17 protein-coding genes and 1 tRNA gene are annotated in these 16,341 nt (G+C 64.6%); 7 read left to right on the plus strand and 11 right to left on the minus strand.

Features of this window, described 5'->3' with window-relative positions:
- Positions 1-38 precede the first annotated feature (38 nt).
- Entirely contained in the window at positions 39-311 is a 273-nt protein-coding gene (locus tag GDN70_RS00765) for a hypothetical protein (protein WP_038974703.1), read from the plus strand.
- Positions 312-314: 3 nt separating this feature from the next.
- Here the strand turns inward: GDN70_RS00765 and GDN70_RS00770 are convergent, their stop codons facing one another.
- Positions 315-1,118: an enoyl-CoA hydratase-related protein gene (locus GDN70_RS00770; protein WP_152102042.1), complete on the minus strand. Its 804-nt coding sequence runs from the start codon at positions 1,116-1,118 to the stop codon at positions 315-317.
- A 154-nt stretch (positions 1,119-1,272) separates the two neighbouring features.
- Here GDN70_RS00770 and GDN70_RS00775 point away from each other — a divergent pair, with 154 nt between their 5' ends.
- The gene (locus tag GDN70_RS00775; protein WP_038947396.1) at positions 1,273-2,247 is read left to right on the plus strand and encodes a ketopantoate reductase family protein; all 975 of its coding nucleotides are present in this window, start codon (positions 1,273-1,275) and stop codon (positions 2,245-2,247) included.
- Between the two features lie 3 nt (positions 2,248-2,250).
- Here the strand turns inward: GDN70_RS00775 and GDN70_RS00780 are convergent, their stop codons facing one another.
- On the minus strand, positions 2,251-2,928 hold the full coding sequence (locus GDN70_RS00780) for an alpha/beta family hydrolase (protein ID WP_173015731.1): 678 nt from the start codon (positions 2,926-2,928) through the stop codon (positions 2,251-2,253).
- Positions 2,929-3,054: 126 nt separating this feature from the next.
- Between GDN70_RS00780 and GDN70_RS00785 the strand changes: the two genes are divergently transcribed.
- Positions 3,055-4,200 (plus strand): acyl-CoA dehydrogenase family protein, encoded by a 1,146-nt coding sequence (locus tag GDN70_RS00785; RefSeq protein WP_028143843.1) that lies wholly within the window; start codon positions 3,055-3,057, stop codon positions 4,198-4,200.
- A gap of 18 nt (positions 4,201-4,218) precedes the next feature.
- Here the strand turns inward: GDN70_RS00785 and GDN70_RS00790 are convergent, their stop codons facing one another.
- Entirely contained in the window at positions 4,219-5,103 is an 885-nt protein-coding gene (locus GDN70_RS00790; RefSeq protein ID WP_028143844.1) for a LysR family transcriptional regulator, read from the minus strand.
- Positions 5,104-5,206: 103 nt separating this feature from the next.
- Here GDN70_RS00790 and GDN70_RS00795 point away from each other — a divergent pair, with 103 nt between their 5' ends.
- From GDN70_RS00795 to GDN70_RS00805, 3 genes are read left to right on the plus strand one after another with little or no spacing between them, the layout of a single operon-like run.
- A complete protein-coding gene (locus GDN70_RS00795) occupies positions 5,207-5,635 on the plus strand; it encodes a DoxX family protein (protein WP_038947392.1) in 429 nt (142 codons plus the stop codon).
- 19 nt (positions 5,636-5,654) lie between these two features.
- Positions 5,655-6,116 carry a DsrE family protein gene (locus GDN70_RS00800; RefSeq protein ID WP_028143846.1) on the plus strand — a complete coding sequence of 154 codons (462 nt, stop codon included), beginning with the start codon at positions 5,655-5,657 and terminating at the stop codon, positions 6,114-6,116.
- The gene (locus tag GDN70_RS00805; RefSeq protein ID WP_152102044.1) at positions 6,109-6,693 is read left to right on the plus strand and encodes a TlpA disulfide reductase family protein; all 585 of its coding nucleotides are present in this window, start codon (positions 6,109-6,111) and stop codon (positions 6,691-6,693) included. Before GDN70_RS00800 ends, GDN70_RS00805 begins: the two co-directional genes overlap by 8 nt.
- 7 nt (positions 6,694-6,700) lie before the next feature.
- Here GDN70_RS00805 and GDN70_RS00810 read toward each other — a convergent pair whose 3' ends face one another.
- The 7 genes from GDN70_RS00810 to GDN70_RS00840 form a co-directional block, all read right to left on the minus strand.
- Entirely contained in the window at positions 6,701-7,840 is a 1,140-nt protein-coding gene (locus GDN70_RS00810) for an amidohydrolase/deacetylase family metallohydrolase (RefSeq protein WP_028143848.1), read from the minus strand.
- A gap of 291 nt (positions 7,841-8,131) precedes the next feature.
- Complete coding sequence (locus GDN70_RS00815) at positions 8,132-10,369, minus strand: Ig-like domain-containing protein (protein WP_173015732.1); 2,238 nt, start codon at positions 10,367-10,369, stop codon at positions 8,132-8,134.
- Positions 10,370-11,285: 916 nt separating this feature from the next.
- A tRNA-Arg gene (locus tag GDN70_RS00820) sits at positions 11,286-11,362 on the minus strand.
- A gap of 105 nt (positions 11,363-11,467) precedes the next feature.
- Positions 11,468-12,424: a tripartite tricarboxylate transporter substrate-binding protein gene (locus GDN70_RS00825; RefSeq protein WP_152102046.1), complete on the minus strand. Its 957-nt coding sequence runs from the start codon at positions 12,422-12,424 to the stop codon at positions 11,468-11,470.
- 125 nt (positions 12,425-12,549) lie between these two features.
- Complete coding sequence (locus tag GDN70_RS00830; RefSeq protein ID WP_038947388.1) at positions 12,550-12,921, minus strand: dimethylsulfonioproprionate lyase family protein; 372 nt, start codon at positions 12,919-12,921, stop codon at positions 12,550-12,552.
- 27 nt (positions 12,922-12,948) lie between these two features.
- Positions 12,949-13,587, minus strand: coding sequence for an RraA family protein (locus GDN70_RS00835; RefSeq protein WP_152102047.1), 639 nt, complete (start codon positions 13,585-13,587; stop codon positions 12,949-12,951).
- 21 nt (positions 13,588-13,608) lie between these two features.
- On the minus strand, positions 13,609-15,126 hold the full coding sequence (locus GDN70_RS00840) for an AMP-binding protein (RefSeq protein ID WP_028141818.1): 1,518 nt from the start codon (positions 15,124-15,126) through the stop codon (positions 13,609-13,611).
- A 242-nt stretch (positions 15,127-15,368) separates the two neighbouring features.
- Here GDN70_RS00840 and GDN70_RS34830 point away from each other — a divergent pair, with 242 nt between their 5' ends.
- Entirely contained in the window at positions 15,369-15,989 is a 621-nt protein-coding gene (locus tag GDN70_RS34830; RefSeq protein WP_038973549.1) for a hypothetical protein, read from the plus strand.
- 134 nt (positions 15,990-16,123) lie between these two features.
- Here GDN70_RS34830 and GDN70_RS00850 read toward each other — a convergent pair whose 3' ends face one another.
- The gene (locus GDN70_RS00850; RefSeq protein ID WP_038947385.1) at positions 16,124-16,336 is read right to left on the minus strand and encodes a hypothetical protein; all 213 of its coding nucleotides are present in this window, start codon (positions 16,334-16,336) and stop codon (positions 16,124-16,126) included.
- Positions 16,337-16,341: the final 5 nt, after the last annotated feature.

The following is a 16,341-nucleotide window of genomic DNA, read 5'->3' on the forward strand; positions in this document are numbered from 1 at the left end:
GGTTGCCCGGGAATGGCGGACCTGACAGAAGTGGCCGCATGGATTCGACGCTCTTGAAATTCGCCCTGCCCGCCGTGATCGCTCTCGCGATCTCCGCCGCTCCCGCCGCAGCCGTGGAGCAAAACTGCCGCTTCATTCAGGCCAAGCCCGAGCGCGAGGCCTGCTACAAGCGGCAGGAGGACGAACTCGCCGCGAAGCGCAGGCCCGTTGCACCCGCCAACGACGGTCAGACACTCGAAACGCTGCGCCAGATGCGGCAGGACGACGACGCCGTCTATCGCAGCATCAACAACATCTGCCGCGGCTGCTGACACTCAACCTTTCCCACCGCCCCAATTCCCCGCCCGCTTCTCGGCGAACGACGCCAGCCCTTCCGCCGCTTCCGCGCTCTGGCGCTTGAGCGAATGCAGGTGGACGAGCCGCGCATACGCGGCATCGTCCACCGCCATGCCGCCGAACGAGCTTTCCAGCGCGAGCTTCTTGGTCTCGGCCATCGCCTCCGGCCCGTTGGCGAGCAACTGCTCGATGACCTTCGCGCCTGCGGCTTCGAGATCGGCGAGCGGCACCACCTCGTGGACGAGGCCGATGCGGCGGGCGTCCTCGGCGCCGAAGCGCTCGCCGGTGAGCGCGTAGCGGCGGACCTGGCGCACGCCGACGGCGTCGCAGAGCTGCGGGATGATGATCGCCGCGGTCAAGCCCCAGCGCACCTCGGTGATCGAGAACAGGGCGTTGTCCGCGGCGATCACGACGTCGCAAGCCGCGATCACGCCGGTGCCGCCACCGAAACAGCCGCCCTGCACCAGCGCCACCGTCGGGATCGGCAGCGTGTTGAGCCGCTGCACGGCTTCGAAGGTCGCGCGCGAGGCCGCCTCGTTCGCATCAGCCGATTGCGGCCGCACGCCGTTGATCCATTTCAGGTCGGCGCCGGCCTGGAAATGCTTGCCATTACCGTTGAGCACGACAACGCGAAGATTCGGCTTTTTGCCGAGATCGTCCATCGCCGCGAGCACGCCTGCGATCAGCGCGCCGTCATAGGCGTTGTTGACCTCCGGCCGGTTCAACGTGACGGTCGCAACCCCACGCTCGTCGAGGGTCCACAGCACGGGGCTGGCAGTCATCGGCGATCCTCCGGTCATTGGTTTGCCGTGCACTATGGCCGAGGCAACGCATCCCGATCCATATCTTTCCAGCGTGGGGCGGTCGCGCCCATCGCATGGCGGCTTGTGTCATGGTGGCGCCGGGCGGCAGTTTGGGACCAGGAACGGAATCATCATGCGCATCTGCATTTTCGGCGCGGGCGCCGTCGGCAGCCATATCGCGGTCCGGCTGGCGCGCGCTGGTCATGACGTTTCGTGCGTGATGCGGGGGGCGCATCTGGAGGCGGTCCGGGCGGGCGGCCTCAAACTGCGCGTCGGCGATTCCGAGGTCTCCGCCAAGGTGAACGCCTCGGGCGACCCAGCCCAGCTCGGTCCGCAGGACGTCGTGATCTCGACGTTGAAGGCCACTGCGCTCCCGGGGCTGGTCGCCAGCATCAAGCCGCTGCTTCAGGACGACACCGCCATCGTCTTTGCGCAGAACGGTATTCCCTGGTGGTACGGGATCGGCCTGCCGCCGCGGCACCCGACACCTCCGGACATTTCCTTCCTCGACCCCGGCGGACGCTTGCGCGCCTGCATCCCGAAGGAGCGGATCATCGGCGGCGTCGTCTTCTCCTCCAACGAGGTGACCGCGCCCGGCGTGGTGCACAACCTCACCCCGGACCGCAACCGCCTGCTGATCGGCGAATGCGACGACCGCAATTGCGAGCGCATCACCAAGCTGCGCGGCGTCTTCAACGACGCGCGGCTGGAATCACCGCCGGTGGCGGAAATCCGCGAGGCGATCTGGTCAAAACTGCTGACCAACATGTCGCTGTCGGTGCTGTGCCTGCTCACCGGCCAGACCGCACGCGGCGTGCGCGACGACGCCGCCTTTGCGGACGTCATCCCGCGCATGCTGAACGAGGCCAACGACATCGCGCAGCATTTCATCCCGGAGGTCAAGCGCGTGACGCGCAGTGGACCCGCCCCCAATCACAAGCCATCGCTGCTGCAGGATTACGAGCTTGGCCGCGCCATGGAGATCGACGTTCTGGTGAAGGCGCCCGCCGCCTTCGCGCGCACGGCAGGCCTGTCGACACCGACGCTCGACCTGATCGCCGCGCTCGCGATCCAGAAGGCCCGCGACAAGGGGCTTTATTCCGCCTGAGCCTCAGGCGAGCGTGTCGATCCAGGCTACGAGCGCGTTCAGTACCTCTGTAAGCGCCTCGTCATTGCTACGGCCGGATTTCTTCAGCACCGCGAACGAGTGATCGCCGCCTTCGATCTCATGCAGCGTCGCTGTCGCACCTAACGCAGCAATGACAGGTTTGAGGTAGCCGAGATCAGCAAGCCCATCGCGCGTGCCTTGCAGGAACAGCATGGGGATGGTGACGCCGGCGAGGTGCTCGGCGCGCTCGGACGACGGCTTCTTGTCGGCGTGCAGGGGAAAGCCGAGGAAGGCGAGCCCTTTGACATCAGGCAACGGCGCCTTGGACTGCGCCTGCGAGGTCATGCGTCCGCCGAATGATTTGCCGCCTGCGACGAGCGTCACCCCGGGGCACAGCCGCGCCGCCTCCGCGACGGCCGCGCGGATCGCAGCGTGCGCGACCGCCGGCTGGTCGGGACGTCCCTTCTTCTCTTCCATGTAGGGGAAATTGAAGCGAAAGGTCGCGATGCCGCGATCGGTAAGGCCGGCCGCGACCTTGTCCATGAAAGCATGCCGCATATCGGCGCCCGCGCCATGCGCCAGCACGTAACAGGCACGCGCATTGTCAGGCTGCGTCAGAATCGCCGAGACCGTGCCGATGCGCTCGATGTCGAGCTTGAGCTCTTGTGTTTTGGTCGCCAAAATCAGACATCCCGACAGACGCCGCCCCGGCCGCCTTGGTAGCGTCACCGGAGCAGCCTGAAAACACAATAATTGCCGCGGCTGACTGGCCTACCTAGCCGGAAAGCCGCATCAACCGAGGTAACCATGTCCTATCGCTCCTCCTGGATGACCGAAGAGCTCGATGTCTTCCGCGACCAGTTCCGGAAATATCTCACCAAGGATCTGGCGCCGCATGCCGAAAAATGGCGCGAGCAGAAGATGGTCGACCGCTTCGCCTGGCGCGGGCTCGGCGAGATGGGCGCGCTGCTGGCGAGCGTGCCGGAGGAATATGGCGGGCTGGGCGCCACCTTCGCCTATGACGCGGCGGTGCTGGACGATCTCGAAAGCACGGTGCCGGAGCTGACGACCGGCGTCTCCGTGCACAGCGCCATCGTCGCGCATTACATCCTCAACTACGGCTCGGAGGAGCAGAAGAAGCGCTGGCTGCCGAAGATGGCCTCGGGCGAGATGGTCGGCGCCATCGCCATGACCGAGCCCGGCACCGGCTCGGATCTGCAGGCCGTCAAGACCACGGCCAAGAAACAGGGCAATTCCTACGTCATCAACGGCCAGAAGACGTTCATCACCAACGGCCAGGCCGCTGATCTCGTCATCGTGGTCGCGCGCACCGGCGATGCTGGTGCCAAGGGCATCTCGCTGCTCGTGGTCGAAACCACGGGCGCGGACGGCTACAAGCGCGGGCGCAACCTCGACAAGATCGGCCTGCATGCCTCCGACACCTCGGAACTGTTCTTCGACAACGTGACCGTGCCGCCGGAAAACCTGCTCGGCAAGGAGGAAGGCCAGGGTTTTGTGCAACTGATGCAGCAATTGCCGCAGGAGCGGCTTGCGCTCGCGGTCGGCGCCGTCGCCGCGATGGAGCGCGCGGTCAAGCTCACCACCGACTACACCAAGGAGCGGAAGGCGTTCGGCAAGCCGCTGATGGATTTCCAGAACACCGCCTTCAAGCTGGCCGAGCGCAAGACCGAAGCGATGATCGCGCGCGTCTTCGTCGACTGGTGCATCGAGCGCCTGGTCGCCGGGGATCTCGACACCGTCACCGCGTCGATGGCGAAATACTGGTGTTCGGAGAAGCAGGTCGAGACCGCCGACGAATGCCTCCAGCTGTTCGGCGGCTACGGCTACATGCAGGAATACCCGATCTCGCGCATCTTCATCGATTCCCGGATCCAGAAGATCTATGGCGGCACCAACGAGATCATGAAGCTGCTGATCGCGAGGTCACTGTGATCCGGTTGCTGTGAGCAGCTACTTCATCCGCCTGTCGGCGGCGATGAAGTCGATGAAGGTCCTGACCTTCGCGGAGAGATATTTGCGGCTCGGATAGACCGCAAACAGCTTTCCGGCGAAGATGATGTGGCCAGGCATGACGTGCTCCAGACGACCGCTGGCGATGTCCTCGGCGACTAGCCATTTCGGCAGAAAGGCGAGGCCCATGCCTTCGATTGCTGCCATGTGCAGCAGCGTTTCGTTGCCGCTGCGCAGCACCGGGTTGAGCTTGACGGTCTCGGGGCCGTGCTCGCCCGTGAAGGAGAAGCTCTCGCCCGGGTAAAGCGCGTAGTGCAGCAGCGGCTGGCCGGCGAGATCGGCGAAGGCCGATGGACGGCCCGCGCGTTTGAGGAAGGCGGGAGCCGCCACCATGTAGAACGGGACGCTGGTGATCGGACGCGCGATCAGCGCCTCGTCCGGCGTGCCGGTCGCGCGAAGTGCAAGATCAAAACCCTCCTCGACGAGGTTGACCAGGCGGCCACTGAGATCGACGTCGAGACGGACCTCGGGATAGCGCGCCTGGTAGTCCGCCAGCACGCCCGCAAAAATCGCGTTCGCCATCCACACCGGTGCGGTCAGGCGCAGCGTGCCGTGCGGAACGACGGTGGCATTGCTGACGGCGGCCTCGACCTCGTCGAGCGAATCCAGCATCTGCCGCGCCTGCTCGAAATAGAGCGCGCCGCTTTCGCTCAGGCTGACGCGCCGGCTGGTCCGGTTCAGCAGCCGCGTGCCCAGGCGCTTCTCGAGCTGCATCACATGCTTGCTCGCCATGGCCGGGGAGATGCGCAGGCGCTGTGCCGCGGTCGCGAAGCTCTTCAGCTCGGCGACCAGGCAAAACACCCTCATGCTGACCAGAGAATCCATGAGATCATCAACATCCAGGAAATGAACTAATCCCAAAGCCGATAATGATCAAAAACGGTGAAACTATCAAATGGTGGCAACCCTCACATTCCGGAGAACCACCATGTCCACCGCCACCTTCGAGACCCCCGCCCCCGGCCGCGCCCTCCGCATCGGCCTCTGGGCCGCGCAGGTCCTCCTCGCCTTCGTCTTCATCTCGGCGGGGCTGGTAAAGCTGACCACGCCGATTCCCCAGCTGGCCGCGATGATGCCCTGGGCCGGCCAGTACTCGGAGACCTTCGTCCGCTCCATTGCCTTGGTCGACCTCGCCGGCGGCATCGGCATCCTGCTGCCGGCCCTGACGCGGATCCTGCCGCGGCTGACGGTGCTGGCCGCGCTCGGCTGCGCGGTGTTGCAGGTCATTGCGCTGGTCTTCCACCTCTCGCGCGGCGAAGCTGACGTTGCACCGCTCAACGTCGTGTTGCTTGCGCTCAGCCTGTTCGTGCTGTGGGGACGCAACGGCAAGGCGCCGATCGCGCCGCGTCAGTTCTGATCGACGGGAACGCCGCACCATGATCTCTGCCAATGGATGGTCTCGCAGGGGGCTGCTGGCGGGCGCATCGATCCTCACGGCCGCCGGCACCGCCGCGGCCAAGGAGGATCGCCTCACCGAGGGCGTCGTGATCCTGATCGACAGCAACGAGCCCTATGTCATGGGCCACGCGATCAGTTACTCGGCCAATCTCGCCAAGCACTTTGCCGACAAGGGCGCGAAAATGCTGATCGAGGTCGTGGCCAACGGCAAGGGCATCGACATCTTCCGCGCCGACAAGACGCCACTGATCGAGCCGCTGGTGACGCTGCGGCAATCGCTGCCGAGCCTCAGTTACAGCATGTGCGCCTCATCCAAGGTGATCGCGGAAGCCAAGGAGCAAGTCTCGATCCCGCTGATTGCGGGCGCGAACCTCGTCCCGTTCGGCATCGGACGCGTGGTCGACCTGCAACTCAAAGGCTGGGCCTATATTCATGCGTGAGAAGCCTCGCGCGTTGTCGCGGCGATCGCTCCTGATCGCCGCGCCGGCCTATCTCACTGTCCTGCGCACCGCCGGCGCGCAGGACAGCTGGCCGCCGGTGTTCGAAGCCGGCCGCAGCCAGTTCACAGTGGTGCGGCCGCACGCGTTGATGCCACAACTGCGGCTTCAGGACCCGCACGGCAAGGACGTTGTCGTGGCTGCCAAGCCGGGCAGTATCACCCTGGTGAACTTCTGGGCCACCTGGTGCGCGGCCTGCAAGCTCGACCTGCCCATGCTGGCAAGCCTTGCGGCCTCGCGACCCGAGCGGCTTGACGTGGTCGCGATCTGCACTGACACCAAAGACCTGCGCAAGGCCCGCACATTTCTCGGCGGCCTCTCGTTGCAGAGCCTCGCCTGCTATGTCGATGCTCATGGCGCGGCGGCCCAGGCCTCGACCGAGATGTTCTCGATCGTCGGCATGCCCATCACCTATCTCGTCGGAACGGGCGGGCGCGTCGAAGGCTACATCACCGGTGCGCCGGACTGGCTGTCGCCGGCGGGCACGCGCCTGCTGCAATACTATCGCGAGCAGAGCTAGCGCCGACTCAATTCGGATGCCACCAGCGGCCGCCGATGACGACGCCTTCGGACACGATCTTGCGGTTGCCGATCAGGTGCTCGCCGACGACGTCCTCGTAGTCGAACTGGCCCTGTTTGACCGAGATCAGCGTGGCGTCGCCGACGCAGCCCGGCTTGAGGCTGCCGAGCTCGGGGCGACGCAGCGCCATTGCCGCATTCACCGTCGAGGCCGCGATCACGTCGGACAGCTCCATGCCCATGCACAGGAACTTCGACATGGTCGTGACCTGGTCGAAGGCGGGGCCGTCGATGCAGAGCTGGTGGATGTCGGAGGAGATGGTGTCCGGATAAAAGCCGTTGGCGAGCATCGCGCGCGCGGTCTTGAACGCGAATGAGCCCTTGCCGTGGCCGATATCGAACAGCACGCCGCGCTCGCGCGCGTCCAGCACCGCCTTCTTCACCGTGCCTTGCGCGGTCGCCGGCGTGTTGGGAAAGGGGCGGAACGCATGGGTCAGCACGTCGCCGGGACGCAGACGTGCCAGCACCTCCTCATAGCTCGGCGGCGGATGGTCGATATGCGCCATCAGGGGCATGCCGACCTCGTTGGCAACCTCGAGCGCAATGTCGAGCGGCACCACCCCCGACGTGCCCGAGGAATGCAGGCCGACGCGCACCTTGATGCCGACGATGACATCGCGGTTGGCATCGGCCACCTTGGCCGCCTCGATCGGATTCATCAGCCGCAATTCCTCGCTCTCGCCGACCATGATCCGGTGCGAGAAGCCGAAGATGCCGGCATGCGACACGTGCAGATAAGCAAGGATGCGGACCTCGCTCGGCTCGATCACATGCTTGCGGAAGCCGGCGAAATTGCCGGGTCCGGCGCTGCCAGTGTCGACCGCCGTGGTGACGCCGGAGAGGCGGCAGAACTCCTCGGCATCGATGCCGAGCGAGGTGCCGCCCCAATAGACATGGGTGTGCAGATCAATCAGCCCCGGCGTCACGATGAGCTGCGAGACGTCGCGCACCTCGGTGCCCGGGTCGGCCTTGAGGGCGCCGCCGACCGCCGCCACCTTGCCGCCGGCAAAGGCGACATCGGTCACGGCATCGAGCTTCTGGGAGGGGTCGATCACCCGCCCCCCGCGCAGGATCAAGTCGAAAGGCATCGTCGTCTCCGGATGAGGCAGTGAGGTGCGGCGGCATCGCAGCCGGGCCAGCGAGGAAGGAAGCCGTTCGCTTCTAGCAATATTCACGCCGAATGGCGCGGCAAACCGTAACGGTGGCCCATGAAAAATGGGGATCCCGGGAAGATTCGAACTTCCGACCTACGGTTTAGGAAGCCGTAGGCGGGGGATCACCCCGCCGTCGAGCTTCAGTCGTGGCCTTGTCGGAGGATCCCCCAAAGGATCCTCCGAGGCAGTTTGTCGAGTACCAGCTTGTGCTGGCTGACCCGTCTCCTACGCGAAGTGGAAGTCGTGGCTGTTCAGCTTGTCGAGCTGCGTGTTCTTCAGCGTGAGGGTGTCACTCCCCGTCGCGATCACGACGTCGTGGCCTGACTGGGCCGCGTGGGAGAGAACGCTCGCAAAGCTGTCGAACACGCTCTTGCTGAACTCGATCGTGTCGTGCGTGGGTCCACGGGCAGCGAAGTCCTTGATGACGTCCTGGCCGAAGTTCGACGCAAACGCGAACGTATCCGCACCCGCCTTGCCCACCATGACATCGTTGCCGGTGGTGCCGGTCAGCGTGTTGCTGCGGCCCGAGCCGATGATCGCCTCGCCCGAACTGGTGCCGACCACGTGGCCCGTGGTGTCGACCTGTTCCGCGGTGAAGGCATGGGACTTGCCCGACAGGTCGGAGGTCTGGAAGCTCCACTTGCCGTCGGCTCCCGTGGTCACCGAACCGACCGAGGTCGTGCCGTCATACAGCTTGATCTCGCTGTTGGGATCGGCCGTGCCCTTGATCGTCGCGGTGTGATCCCAGTGCTGGCGCACATTGGTAACCTCGACGGTCGCAGCGTCCTTGGTGCCGCCATGACCAATCGGCGGATCGATCGGCTGCGACAAGGCGCTGGTGTTGCCGGCGGCATCGGTCGCGGTCGCGGTGAAGGTGTGGGACCCGTGCTTGAGATTCGGGGTCGTCACGCTCCAGTCGCCATCACTCGCGACGGTCGCGGTGCCAAGCAGGGTCGTGCCCTCATAGAGCTTGATCGAGCTCCCCGCTTCCGCCGTACCGGATACCGTTGCGCGGTTATGCGTGGTGGGATCGCTCAACAGGATCGGAGCATCGGGGGCAGCGCTATCCACCGTGACATCCAGCGCAGCCGATGCCTTGCTGGTGGCGCCGGAGACCGTGTCGGTCGCGGTGAAGCTGTGCTTGCCGTCAGGCAGTGCGACGGTGGTGTAGTGCCATGCTCCGTTCGCATCCGCCGTGACGGTGCCGAGCTGGGTCGTGCCGTCGAGCACCTTGACCGTGCTGTTGGCAACCGCAGTCCCCGCCAGGGTCACCGTTTTGTCGCTCGTGATGTGATCACCGGCGGTGCCGGTATCGTTGGAGAACGAGGCGATCTTCGGCGCGGCCGGCGCAGTGGTGCCGGTGCCTGATGTGCCCGTGCCGGTGGTACCCGTACCCGAGGTACCCGAACCGGACGTGCCCGAACCGGTGGAGCCCGTCGTCGTTCCAGAACCGACGACCGCATCCACAGCAGCCGACGCAGCACTGACGTTGCCAGCAACGTCGGTCGCCTTTGCCGTCAGGGCGTGCGAACCGGCCGACAGTGCGGACGTCGTGACGCTCCACGCACCGCTCGCGTTGGTCGTCGCGGTGCCGACCTGGGTCGTTCCGTCGAACACCTTGATCGCGCTGTTCACTTCAGCGGTCCCCGACATCACGACCTGATTGGCAGTGTTGACGGTGTCACTCGCGATCGCCGGTGCAGCTGGCGCCTTGGTATCGACGGTGACCGCCACCGCAGTCGATGCCACGCTGGTTTGCCCCGACGAGTTGGTCGCGGTCGCCGTCAGCGTATGCTTCGCATCGGTCAAGACCTTGGTGATGTAGTCCCAGCTTCCGGTCGAAGTCGCGGTCGCCGTGCCGATCTGCGTCGAACCGTCATAGACTTTCACGGTGCTGCCAGCCGCGGCAGTACCGTGCAGGGTGATCTGACTGGCGTCAGTGATGCCATCGCCAGTCTTGCCCGTATCGGGTGACCAGGATGCGATGCTCGGCGCTGCCGGGACATCGGGCGTTGCGGGGGGCGTCGGAGACGACGTCTGCCATCCCGTGCCGAGTTCGTCGTTGTTCGTCAGGACGGGCGTGTTGTTCCTGAAGTAATAGTAACCCCACTTGCCCTCACCAAGTTCGTTGTTGGTGAACGAGACGCCGGAAATCTTGTCGGTGCTGCTGAAGCTGCCATCGGAGTAAAGGGTATAGCCGCCCCCTGCAAGATAGTTGCCGTCCACCTGAATGTTGGAAACCGGACCGAAGTCATTATTGATCATCACGGCCGAGACGTAGCTGTTCTCGTTGATGACGGTGTTGTGCCGAATGATGACGTCTGAAACGCCGCCGTCGATCTCGATGCCATCATAGTGCGGACCACCCAATGACGTGCCGAGACGCACATCGGGCGCATTCATGGCATGGATATAATTGTCCTGGACGAGGCTCGACCCGGTGACAATAATACCATTCTCCACGTCATGGATATCGTTACGCAGGAATGTGCCTGAACCGACGATGCCGTTCGCACCATCCGGGCTGCTTCCAACATTTAAAATCTCGCTGTCCTTGACGACAGTTCCTGTAATGCCATCCTTGATCCAGATCCCTGTCCAATCGCTGGACGTGATGCGACTATTCTGAATCGTGACGTTATCGGCGAGGACCGAAATCGTGCCTTTGACATCGAGAGCGTCGATGACGGTACCTGGTTGAGTGACAGTTATATCGCCCGATGGAGTCAGGATAACGCCATCAGGAAGACCGGTGGTATTCGCGTCTGGAAATCCAGCAATTGCCATGTTTGTTCATCCCCTCTGCAGTGCACGCGCAGACTGAGTCTCTTGCGCATACGGTTCGATATGTCGCGGCTCAGTCCAACTCGACTGCTTCTTTGCCGCCCCATCGGGAGCGTGTTCGAATTCGCACGCGCCTTTTTTGAGACGATTCATTGACCCGAGGATGGAGTTTTTAAATCGCGCAGCCGCAGTTCCCGCCGCCGGCCAAAATTAATATTATCACTGGACTGAGAATTAATGTTCGCAATTTAATTTCGATCGAGCGCGCTATTTAAATCGGCGACGAACCTGTGCGGTCTTCGTCAACACCAATATGTATTGCGCCCTCACGTCGCGTGCCTTCGCTTCGCCAATCATCGACGGCGGGCTGCACACATCAATCGGCGCCGCCGACTCCAGCGACGTCGCGGACGCCTGCCCGAACCTCGTCTCTCGAAACGAGAGTGACTTCCGCGGATTTCCGATCTCTGCCGAGGGGCGTCCGGCCACACGGCCATGGCGTCCTGCGTGCCGCCTCGCGTACACCCGCGACCACACGCCTGCAGTTGGCAGGGAGGCCCCAGGGCTGTAATGACCGGCAAGAGACTATGAAGATTGGCGATCCCGGGAAGACTCGAACTTCCGACCTACGGTTTAGGAAACCGTCGCTCTATCCGGCTGAGCTACGGGACCGCGGAACCCGCAAGTCAGGCGGGTTGCCTGGAGGTGTACATATCAAAGCGGAGACGGGATCGGAAGCCCTCCACGTTGCCCAATACGAAGGCCTGCCGCTCGGCCTCACGCCTTGATATTGTTGTCCTTCACCACCTTGCCCCAATAGGCGACCTGCTTGTCGAAGAAGGTCTTGAAGGCCGCGCCGTCCTGGAGCAGCAGCGTCATGTGCTGGGTGTCCTTGAGCTGGGCGGCGGTCGCGGGCTCGCTGAGGATTTCCTTGGACGCCGTCGCCATGGCTGCGACGATATCGGGCGGCGTGCCTGCGGGCGCGAAGATGCCCCACCAGGCCAGCGTCTCGAAATCGGGAAAGCCCGCCTCGATCGCGGTCAGCGTATCCGGCAGGGCCGGCAGCCGCTCACGGCCGAGCTGCAGGATCGGATGCAGCATGTTGGTGCCGAGCTGGGCGGCGACCAGCGCCGCCGATCCCGCGATGAGATCGACATGGCCGCCGAGCACGTCGTTCATGGCCGGACCGCCGCCGCGATAAGGCACGTGCATGATCTCGACCCCGGCCTTGCTGCCGAGCACGGTCATGGCGAGATGGCCGAGCGTGCCGATGCCGACGGAGGCATATTTCACCGCGCCCGGGGTCGCCTTGCAGGCGGCCACCACGTCGGCAAAGCTCTTGTAGGGGCGGCCGGCGCCGGCCGCGATCACATAGGGTGCGGTGCCGATCAGCAGCACCGGCATCAGCTCACGCTCGACATCGACCGGCGGCTTGTCGAGGATCGACGGAATCACCGCGTGGGAATCGAAGGTGACCAGGAACGAGGTGCCGTCGGCCGGGCTCTTGGCGACTTGCGCCGCGCCGAGCGCGCCGGCGGCGCCGGACTTGTTCTCGACCACGACGATGCGACCGAGCTTGGTTTGCAGGCTGGCCTGCAACAGCCGTGCCATCGCATCGGTCGAGCCGCCCGGCGGAAACGGCACGACCAGCGTGATCTTGCCAGCCTGCGCCGCCGCCGGTGCCATTGCGAGAATGGCCGGTGCAGCCAGCAGCGTACGTCGTGTGATCGTCATGGTCCCCTCCCTTTTTGCTTTCAGCGCCCGGCTTTTGCTCTTTGGCGCTACAGCATGATCCGGAAAAGTGTGCAGCGGTTTTCCGATAAGATCATGCTCAAGAAGATACCCTAAGCGCGAAGCGCTTAGGTCGTCCCGAAGCCCGACCCCGCTTTTCTGTATTCTGGCCGAGGCGGACTGAAGATGTCCAGCACCCGGGCCCCATTGGGGCCGGCGCGCATGGTGTGCGGCACATTGCCCGGCGTGCGCCAGAAATCGCCCTTCTTCACGGCAATCTCCTCATCGCCCTGGACGCGGATGGCCGAGCCGTCGAGCAGCACGCCCCATTGCTCCTCGGGATGATGGTGCAGCGTGCCCTGCGCATGCGGCGCCAGCGTCACCACCGACAGCATCGCCTGCTCGCCGGAGAAGATGCGCGTAGTCACCCCCGCCGCGAGCTCGCGAAACAGCCCGTCGCTGGTGTCGTCGATATTGTGGAATTCTTCCCTCTGACTCACGCCATCCTCCCCTTCGTTCTCGCCTGATCAGGACTTGCCATACGAGCCCTGGTAGCGGCCCTCGCGGATCGCCTTCATGGTCTCCTCCTCGCGCGCGACCTGGGCGCGGACGGCTTCGAGCAGCGCCGCGGCGCTCGCGGCGGGAAACGACACCACACCATCCTCGTCGCCGACCACGATGTCGCCGGGCGAGATCACGCTGCCGCCGATCGTGACAGGCACGTTGATCTCGCCGGGGCCGTTCTTGTAGGGACCGCGATGGATCACGGCACGGGCGTAGCAGGGAAAGTCGTCGGCCGCGAACGCCGCGACATCGCGGATCGCGCCGTCGATCACATAGCCCTCGGCTTTGCGCCACTGCGCGATGTTCTTCATGATCTCGCCGACCAGCGCGCGGGTCTCGTCGCCACCGCCATCGACCACGATGACGTCGCCGGGGCCGACCAGCTCGAGCGCGCGGTGGATGGCGAGATTGTCGCCGGGGCGGGTGCGCACCGTGAAGGCCGTGCCCACCAGCTTAGCCCCGCGGTGATAGGGTTTTAGCCCGACCGCGCCGGGCAGCCGCGCGAGATTGTCCGAGATGACCGAGGTCGGCGCACCGCGAAAGCCCGCGATGATCTCGGCCGGCGGCTTCGGCACGCTGTTCGCAGCGATGTTAATGGTCATGTCCTGGAGTCCTTCCGTCAATCAATCGGCATGCGCCCGCGCCTTTGCCGGCCAAATCCGGAAGGCGCGCCCTTCCTTCATCCACGTTGCGCGCTCGTCGCGCAACAGCGTGCGGCGGACTTTTCCGGAATCATCGCGCGGCGGGGCGCCGACGATCTCGAAGCTTTCCGGATGCTTGTAGCGGCTAAGCCTGTCCTTCAAGAACTCCGCCATGGCGTCGGCGATCGCCTGGCCGTCGGCGTCGCCCTCCGGCTCGATGATGGCATGCACGCGCTGGCCCAATTCCGGATCGGGCAACCCGACCACCACGCAGGAGCGCACGCCGGGAGCCTCGGACACGGCAGCCTCGACCTCGGCCGGATAGATGTTGGCGCCGCCGCGCAGCACCATGTCGGCGAGGCGGTCGCCGAGATAGAGATAGCCTTCCGCATCCAGCCTGCCGATATCGCCGAGCGATTCCCAACCATCGCTGCGGCGCTTCGGCTCGGCGCCGAGATAGTGATAGGTCGCGTCCCTGCCGTCGTTGTTGAGGAAATAAATCTCGCCGGTCTCGCCGGGCGCGACGTCGTTGCCGTCCTCGCCGATGATGCGCAGCTTCGCCATCTCGCCGATCTTGCCGACCGAGCCCTTGTGCGTCAGCCATTCCGTGCCGGAGATGATGCATGAGCCTTGCCGCTCGGTACCGCCGTAGAGCTCCCAGACCCGCTCCGGCCCGAGCCAGGCGATCCAGTTCTCCTTCAGCCAGGGCGGCATCGGAGCTGCCATGTGGAAGACGGTCTGTAGGCTCGACAGATCGTAGGCGTTGCGCACCTGCTCCGGCAGCGCCCAGATCCGGTGCATCATGGTCGGCACGAAATTGACCCATTGCACGCGCTCGCGTTCGATCTGCCGCAGCGTCTCCTCGGCGTCGAATTTGACGAGACCGGTGAGCTGGCCGCCGGTGAACAGCGCGTAGTGCGACACGATGAACGGCGCATTGTGGTAGAGCGGACCCGGATTGAGCAGCGAGACCCCGAAGGGGATATTGAGCGGCGGCGCGGCGACCGTGTCGGTCACGGCCGGCTGATGATCGAGGATCACCTTTGGCCGGCCGGTCGAGCCGCCCGAGGTCATGGCCTTCCAGTAGCGCGCCACCGGCGGATTGAGCGGCTCGTCCGAAAATCCTGCCGGTACGAAATCCGCCGGGAGGCGGTTCGGGGCGTTCCAGTCGGCCTCGCCGCCGACCACCAGCGACGGCCTGAGAATGTCGAGCACGGCCGCGGCCTCGCCGCGCGGCAGCCGCCATGACAGCGAGGTCGGCGTCGCACCACACTTCCACACCGCAAAGGAGGTCTCGAAGAACGTATTGCCGTTGGGCAGTCCGATTGCGACGAAATCGCCGGGCTTGACGCCTTTGGCCATAAATGCCCGCGCGCGCCGGTTGGCGCCGCGCTCGAGCTCGTCCCAGGTCAGCGTGTCCTGCCCGTGACGGACGGCGATCGTGCCATGTGGTTTGCGTTCAGCGTACCAGCGCGGCACGTCGGACAGGGGCAGCAGCATCGGGCGTTTCCATTTCGTTTTCTTGGCGTCTTTTTTGGCGTCGCCTCAGATGAGGCGCTCGCAAGGCGAAGTGTAGCAGCCCGCCGAGGCGGCGCTGTGACTCATGCGCCACGTCAAGCACAAAATGTCAGCATCCCAGCCATGAAATTCCCGAGTTCCATGGGTGACAAGCCGGCGATAAAGAGGCAAAAATCTGGCTCGACTCAGTTCGGGTTGAGTTTTGCAAGGAATGCTCTCGTAGAATGTCGTCCGTGATAGCATTGCGTCGTGCGGCGCTGGTTCTCGTTGCCGCGGCAGGATTTTTCCTGCTGACGCACGCGCATGCCCAGGCGCAATGGTGGAAACGCGCGCCGGTCGATTTCGAGGAATGCGCCGACGCCGCCGAGAAGGCCGCCACCAAGTCCGAGAAGACATCCGCACTTGCCGATTGCAACGCCAAGTTCGCCGGCCGCCGCAAGGCAGGCGGCGGATACTCCTATTACGACTTCCTGCAGGATCGCACCTTCGACATCGCCGGACCCAATCCGACGCCGGAGGAGCAGAAGAAGATCGACGCAGCCTATACCGCCTATCTCGCCAAAGAGCGCCGCAGCAACGAAGCGGCCGAGGCCGCCGCCCGTCAACAGCGCGAGCAGCAGGAACTGCAAGCGCGGCAACTCCAGCAGGTCGCGCTGCGAACCGACGTCGCGCGCGTGCCCGTCCCGGTCGAGCGGCCAAAGGTGCAGCAGACGGTCGGTCAGCGCTCGAAGGGCGCGTGCACCAAAGGCTCATTCTCCTGCGAATGGCCGCGGCTGTCGGAAAGCTTGAACGATCTGAAGAAGCTGTTCAATCCGACCCCGAGCAAGCCGGCGAAGAAGGGCTGAGCTACAGCCGTCATTGCGCGATGATCGTAGGGTGGGCAAAGGCGCAAAGCGCCGTGCCCACCATTCGTTTGTGATTAAGAGAGTTGGTGGGCACGCTCCGCTTTGCCCACCCTGCGACAGCGGGGTGTGGAACGTCAGTTCGGTTGCTTCTTCTTGCCGCGCTTCGATTTGACCGTTGGCACATCCACCGGCGCAGTCGTCGGCGAACTGCCCAACTGCGACCTGCTCTCCTGCAACCGCCTATCATAGCCGGGCGAGTTCACGACCGTCGGCGGTCTCGCAAGAGCGAGCGTCGATGCGCCGCAAAGCGCGGCAAGCGCGAGCCCGATCATCAAGCTACGTTTCATCGATC

This window comes from Bradyrhizobium sp. TM102, assembly GCF_009176685.1.
GTDB classification, from domain to species: Bacteria; Pseudomonadota; Alphaproteobacteria; order Rhizobiales; family Xanthobacteraceae; genus Bradyrhizobium; species Bradyrhizobium ottawaense.

What these genes read in the sequence shown, in the direction of transcription:
- GDN70_RS00765 (WP_038974703.1), top strand. Translation starts at nt 39, where the DNA reads ATGGATTCGACGCTCTTGAAATTCGCCCTGCCCGCCGTGATCGCTCTC.
- GDN70_RS00770 (WP_152102042.1), bottom strand. Translation starts at nt 1,118, where the DNA reads ATGACTGCCAGCCCCGTGCTGTGGACCCTCGACGAGCGTGGGGTTGCG.
- GDN70_RS00775 (WP_038947396.1), top strand. Translation starts at nt 1,273, where the DNA reads ATGCGCATCTGCATTTTCGGCGCGGGCGCCGTCGGCAGCCATATCGCG.
- GDN70_RS00785 (WP_028143843.1), top strand. Translation starts at nt 3,055, where the DNA reads ATGTCCTATCGCTCCTCCTGGATGACCGAAGAGCTCGATGTCTTCCGC.
- GDN70_RS00790 (WP_028143844.1), bottom strand. Translation starts at nt 5,103, where the DNA reads ATGGATTCTCTGGTCAGCATGAGGGTGTTTTGCCTGGTCGCCGAGCTG.
- GDN70_RS00795 (WP_038947392.1), top strand. Translation starts at nt 5,207, where the DNA reads ATGTCCACCGCCACCTTCGAGACCCCCGCCCCCGGCCGCGCCCTCCGC.
- GDN70_RS00800 (WP_028143846.1), top strand. Translation starts at nt 5,655, where the DNA reads ATGATCTCTGCCAATGGATGGTCTCGCAGGGGGCTGCTGGCGGGCGCA.
- GDN70_RS00805 (WP_152102044.1), top strand. Translation starts at nt 6,109, where the DNA reads ATGCGTGAGAAGCCTCGCGCGTTGTCGCGGCGATCGCTCCTGATCGCC.
- GDN70_RS00810 (WP_028143848.1), bottom strand. Translation starts at nt 7,840, where the DNA reads ATGCCTTTCGACTTGATCCTGCGCGGGGGGCGGGTGATCGACCCCTCC.
- GDN70_RS00825 (WP_152102046.1), bottom strand. Translation starts at nt 12,424, where the DNA reads ATGACGATCACACGACGTACGCTGCTGGCTGCACCGGCCATTCTCGCA.
- GDN70_RS00835 (WP_152102047.1), bottom strand. Translation starts at nt 13,587, where the DNA reads ATGACCATTAACATCGCTGCGAACAGCGTGCCGAAGCCGCCGGCCGAG.
- GDN70_RS00840 (WP_028141818.1), bottom strand. Translation starts at nt 15,126, where the DNA reads ATGCTGCTGCCCCTGTCCGACGTGCCGCGCTGGTACGCTGAACGCAAA.
- GDN70_RS34830 (WP_038973549.1), top strand. Translation starts at nt 15,369, where the DNA reads ATGTCGTCCGTGATAGCATTGCGTCGTGCGGCGCTGGTTCTCGTTGCC.
- GDN70_RS00850 (WP_038947385.1), bottom strand. Translation starts at nt 16,336, where the DNA reads ATGAAACGTAGCTTGATGATCGGGCTCGCGCTTGCCGCGCTTTGCGGC.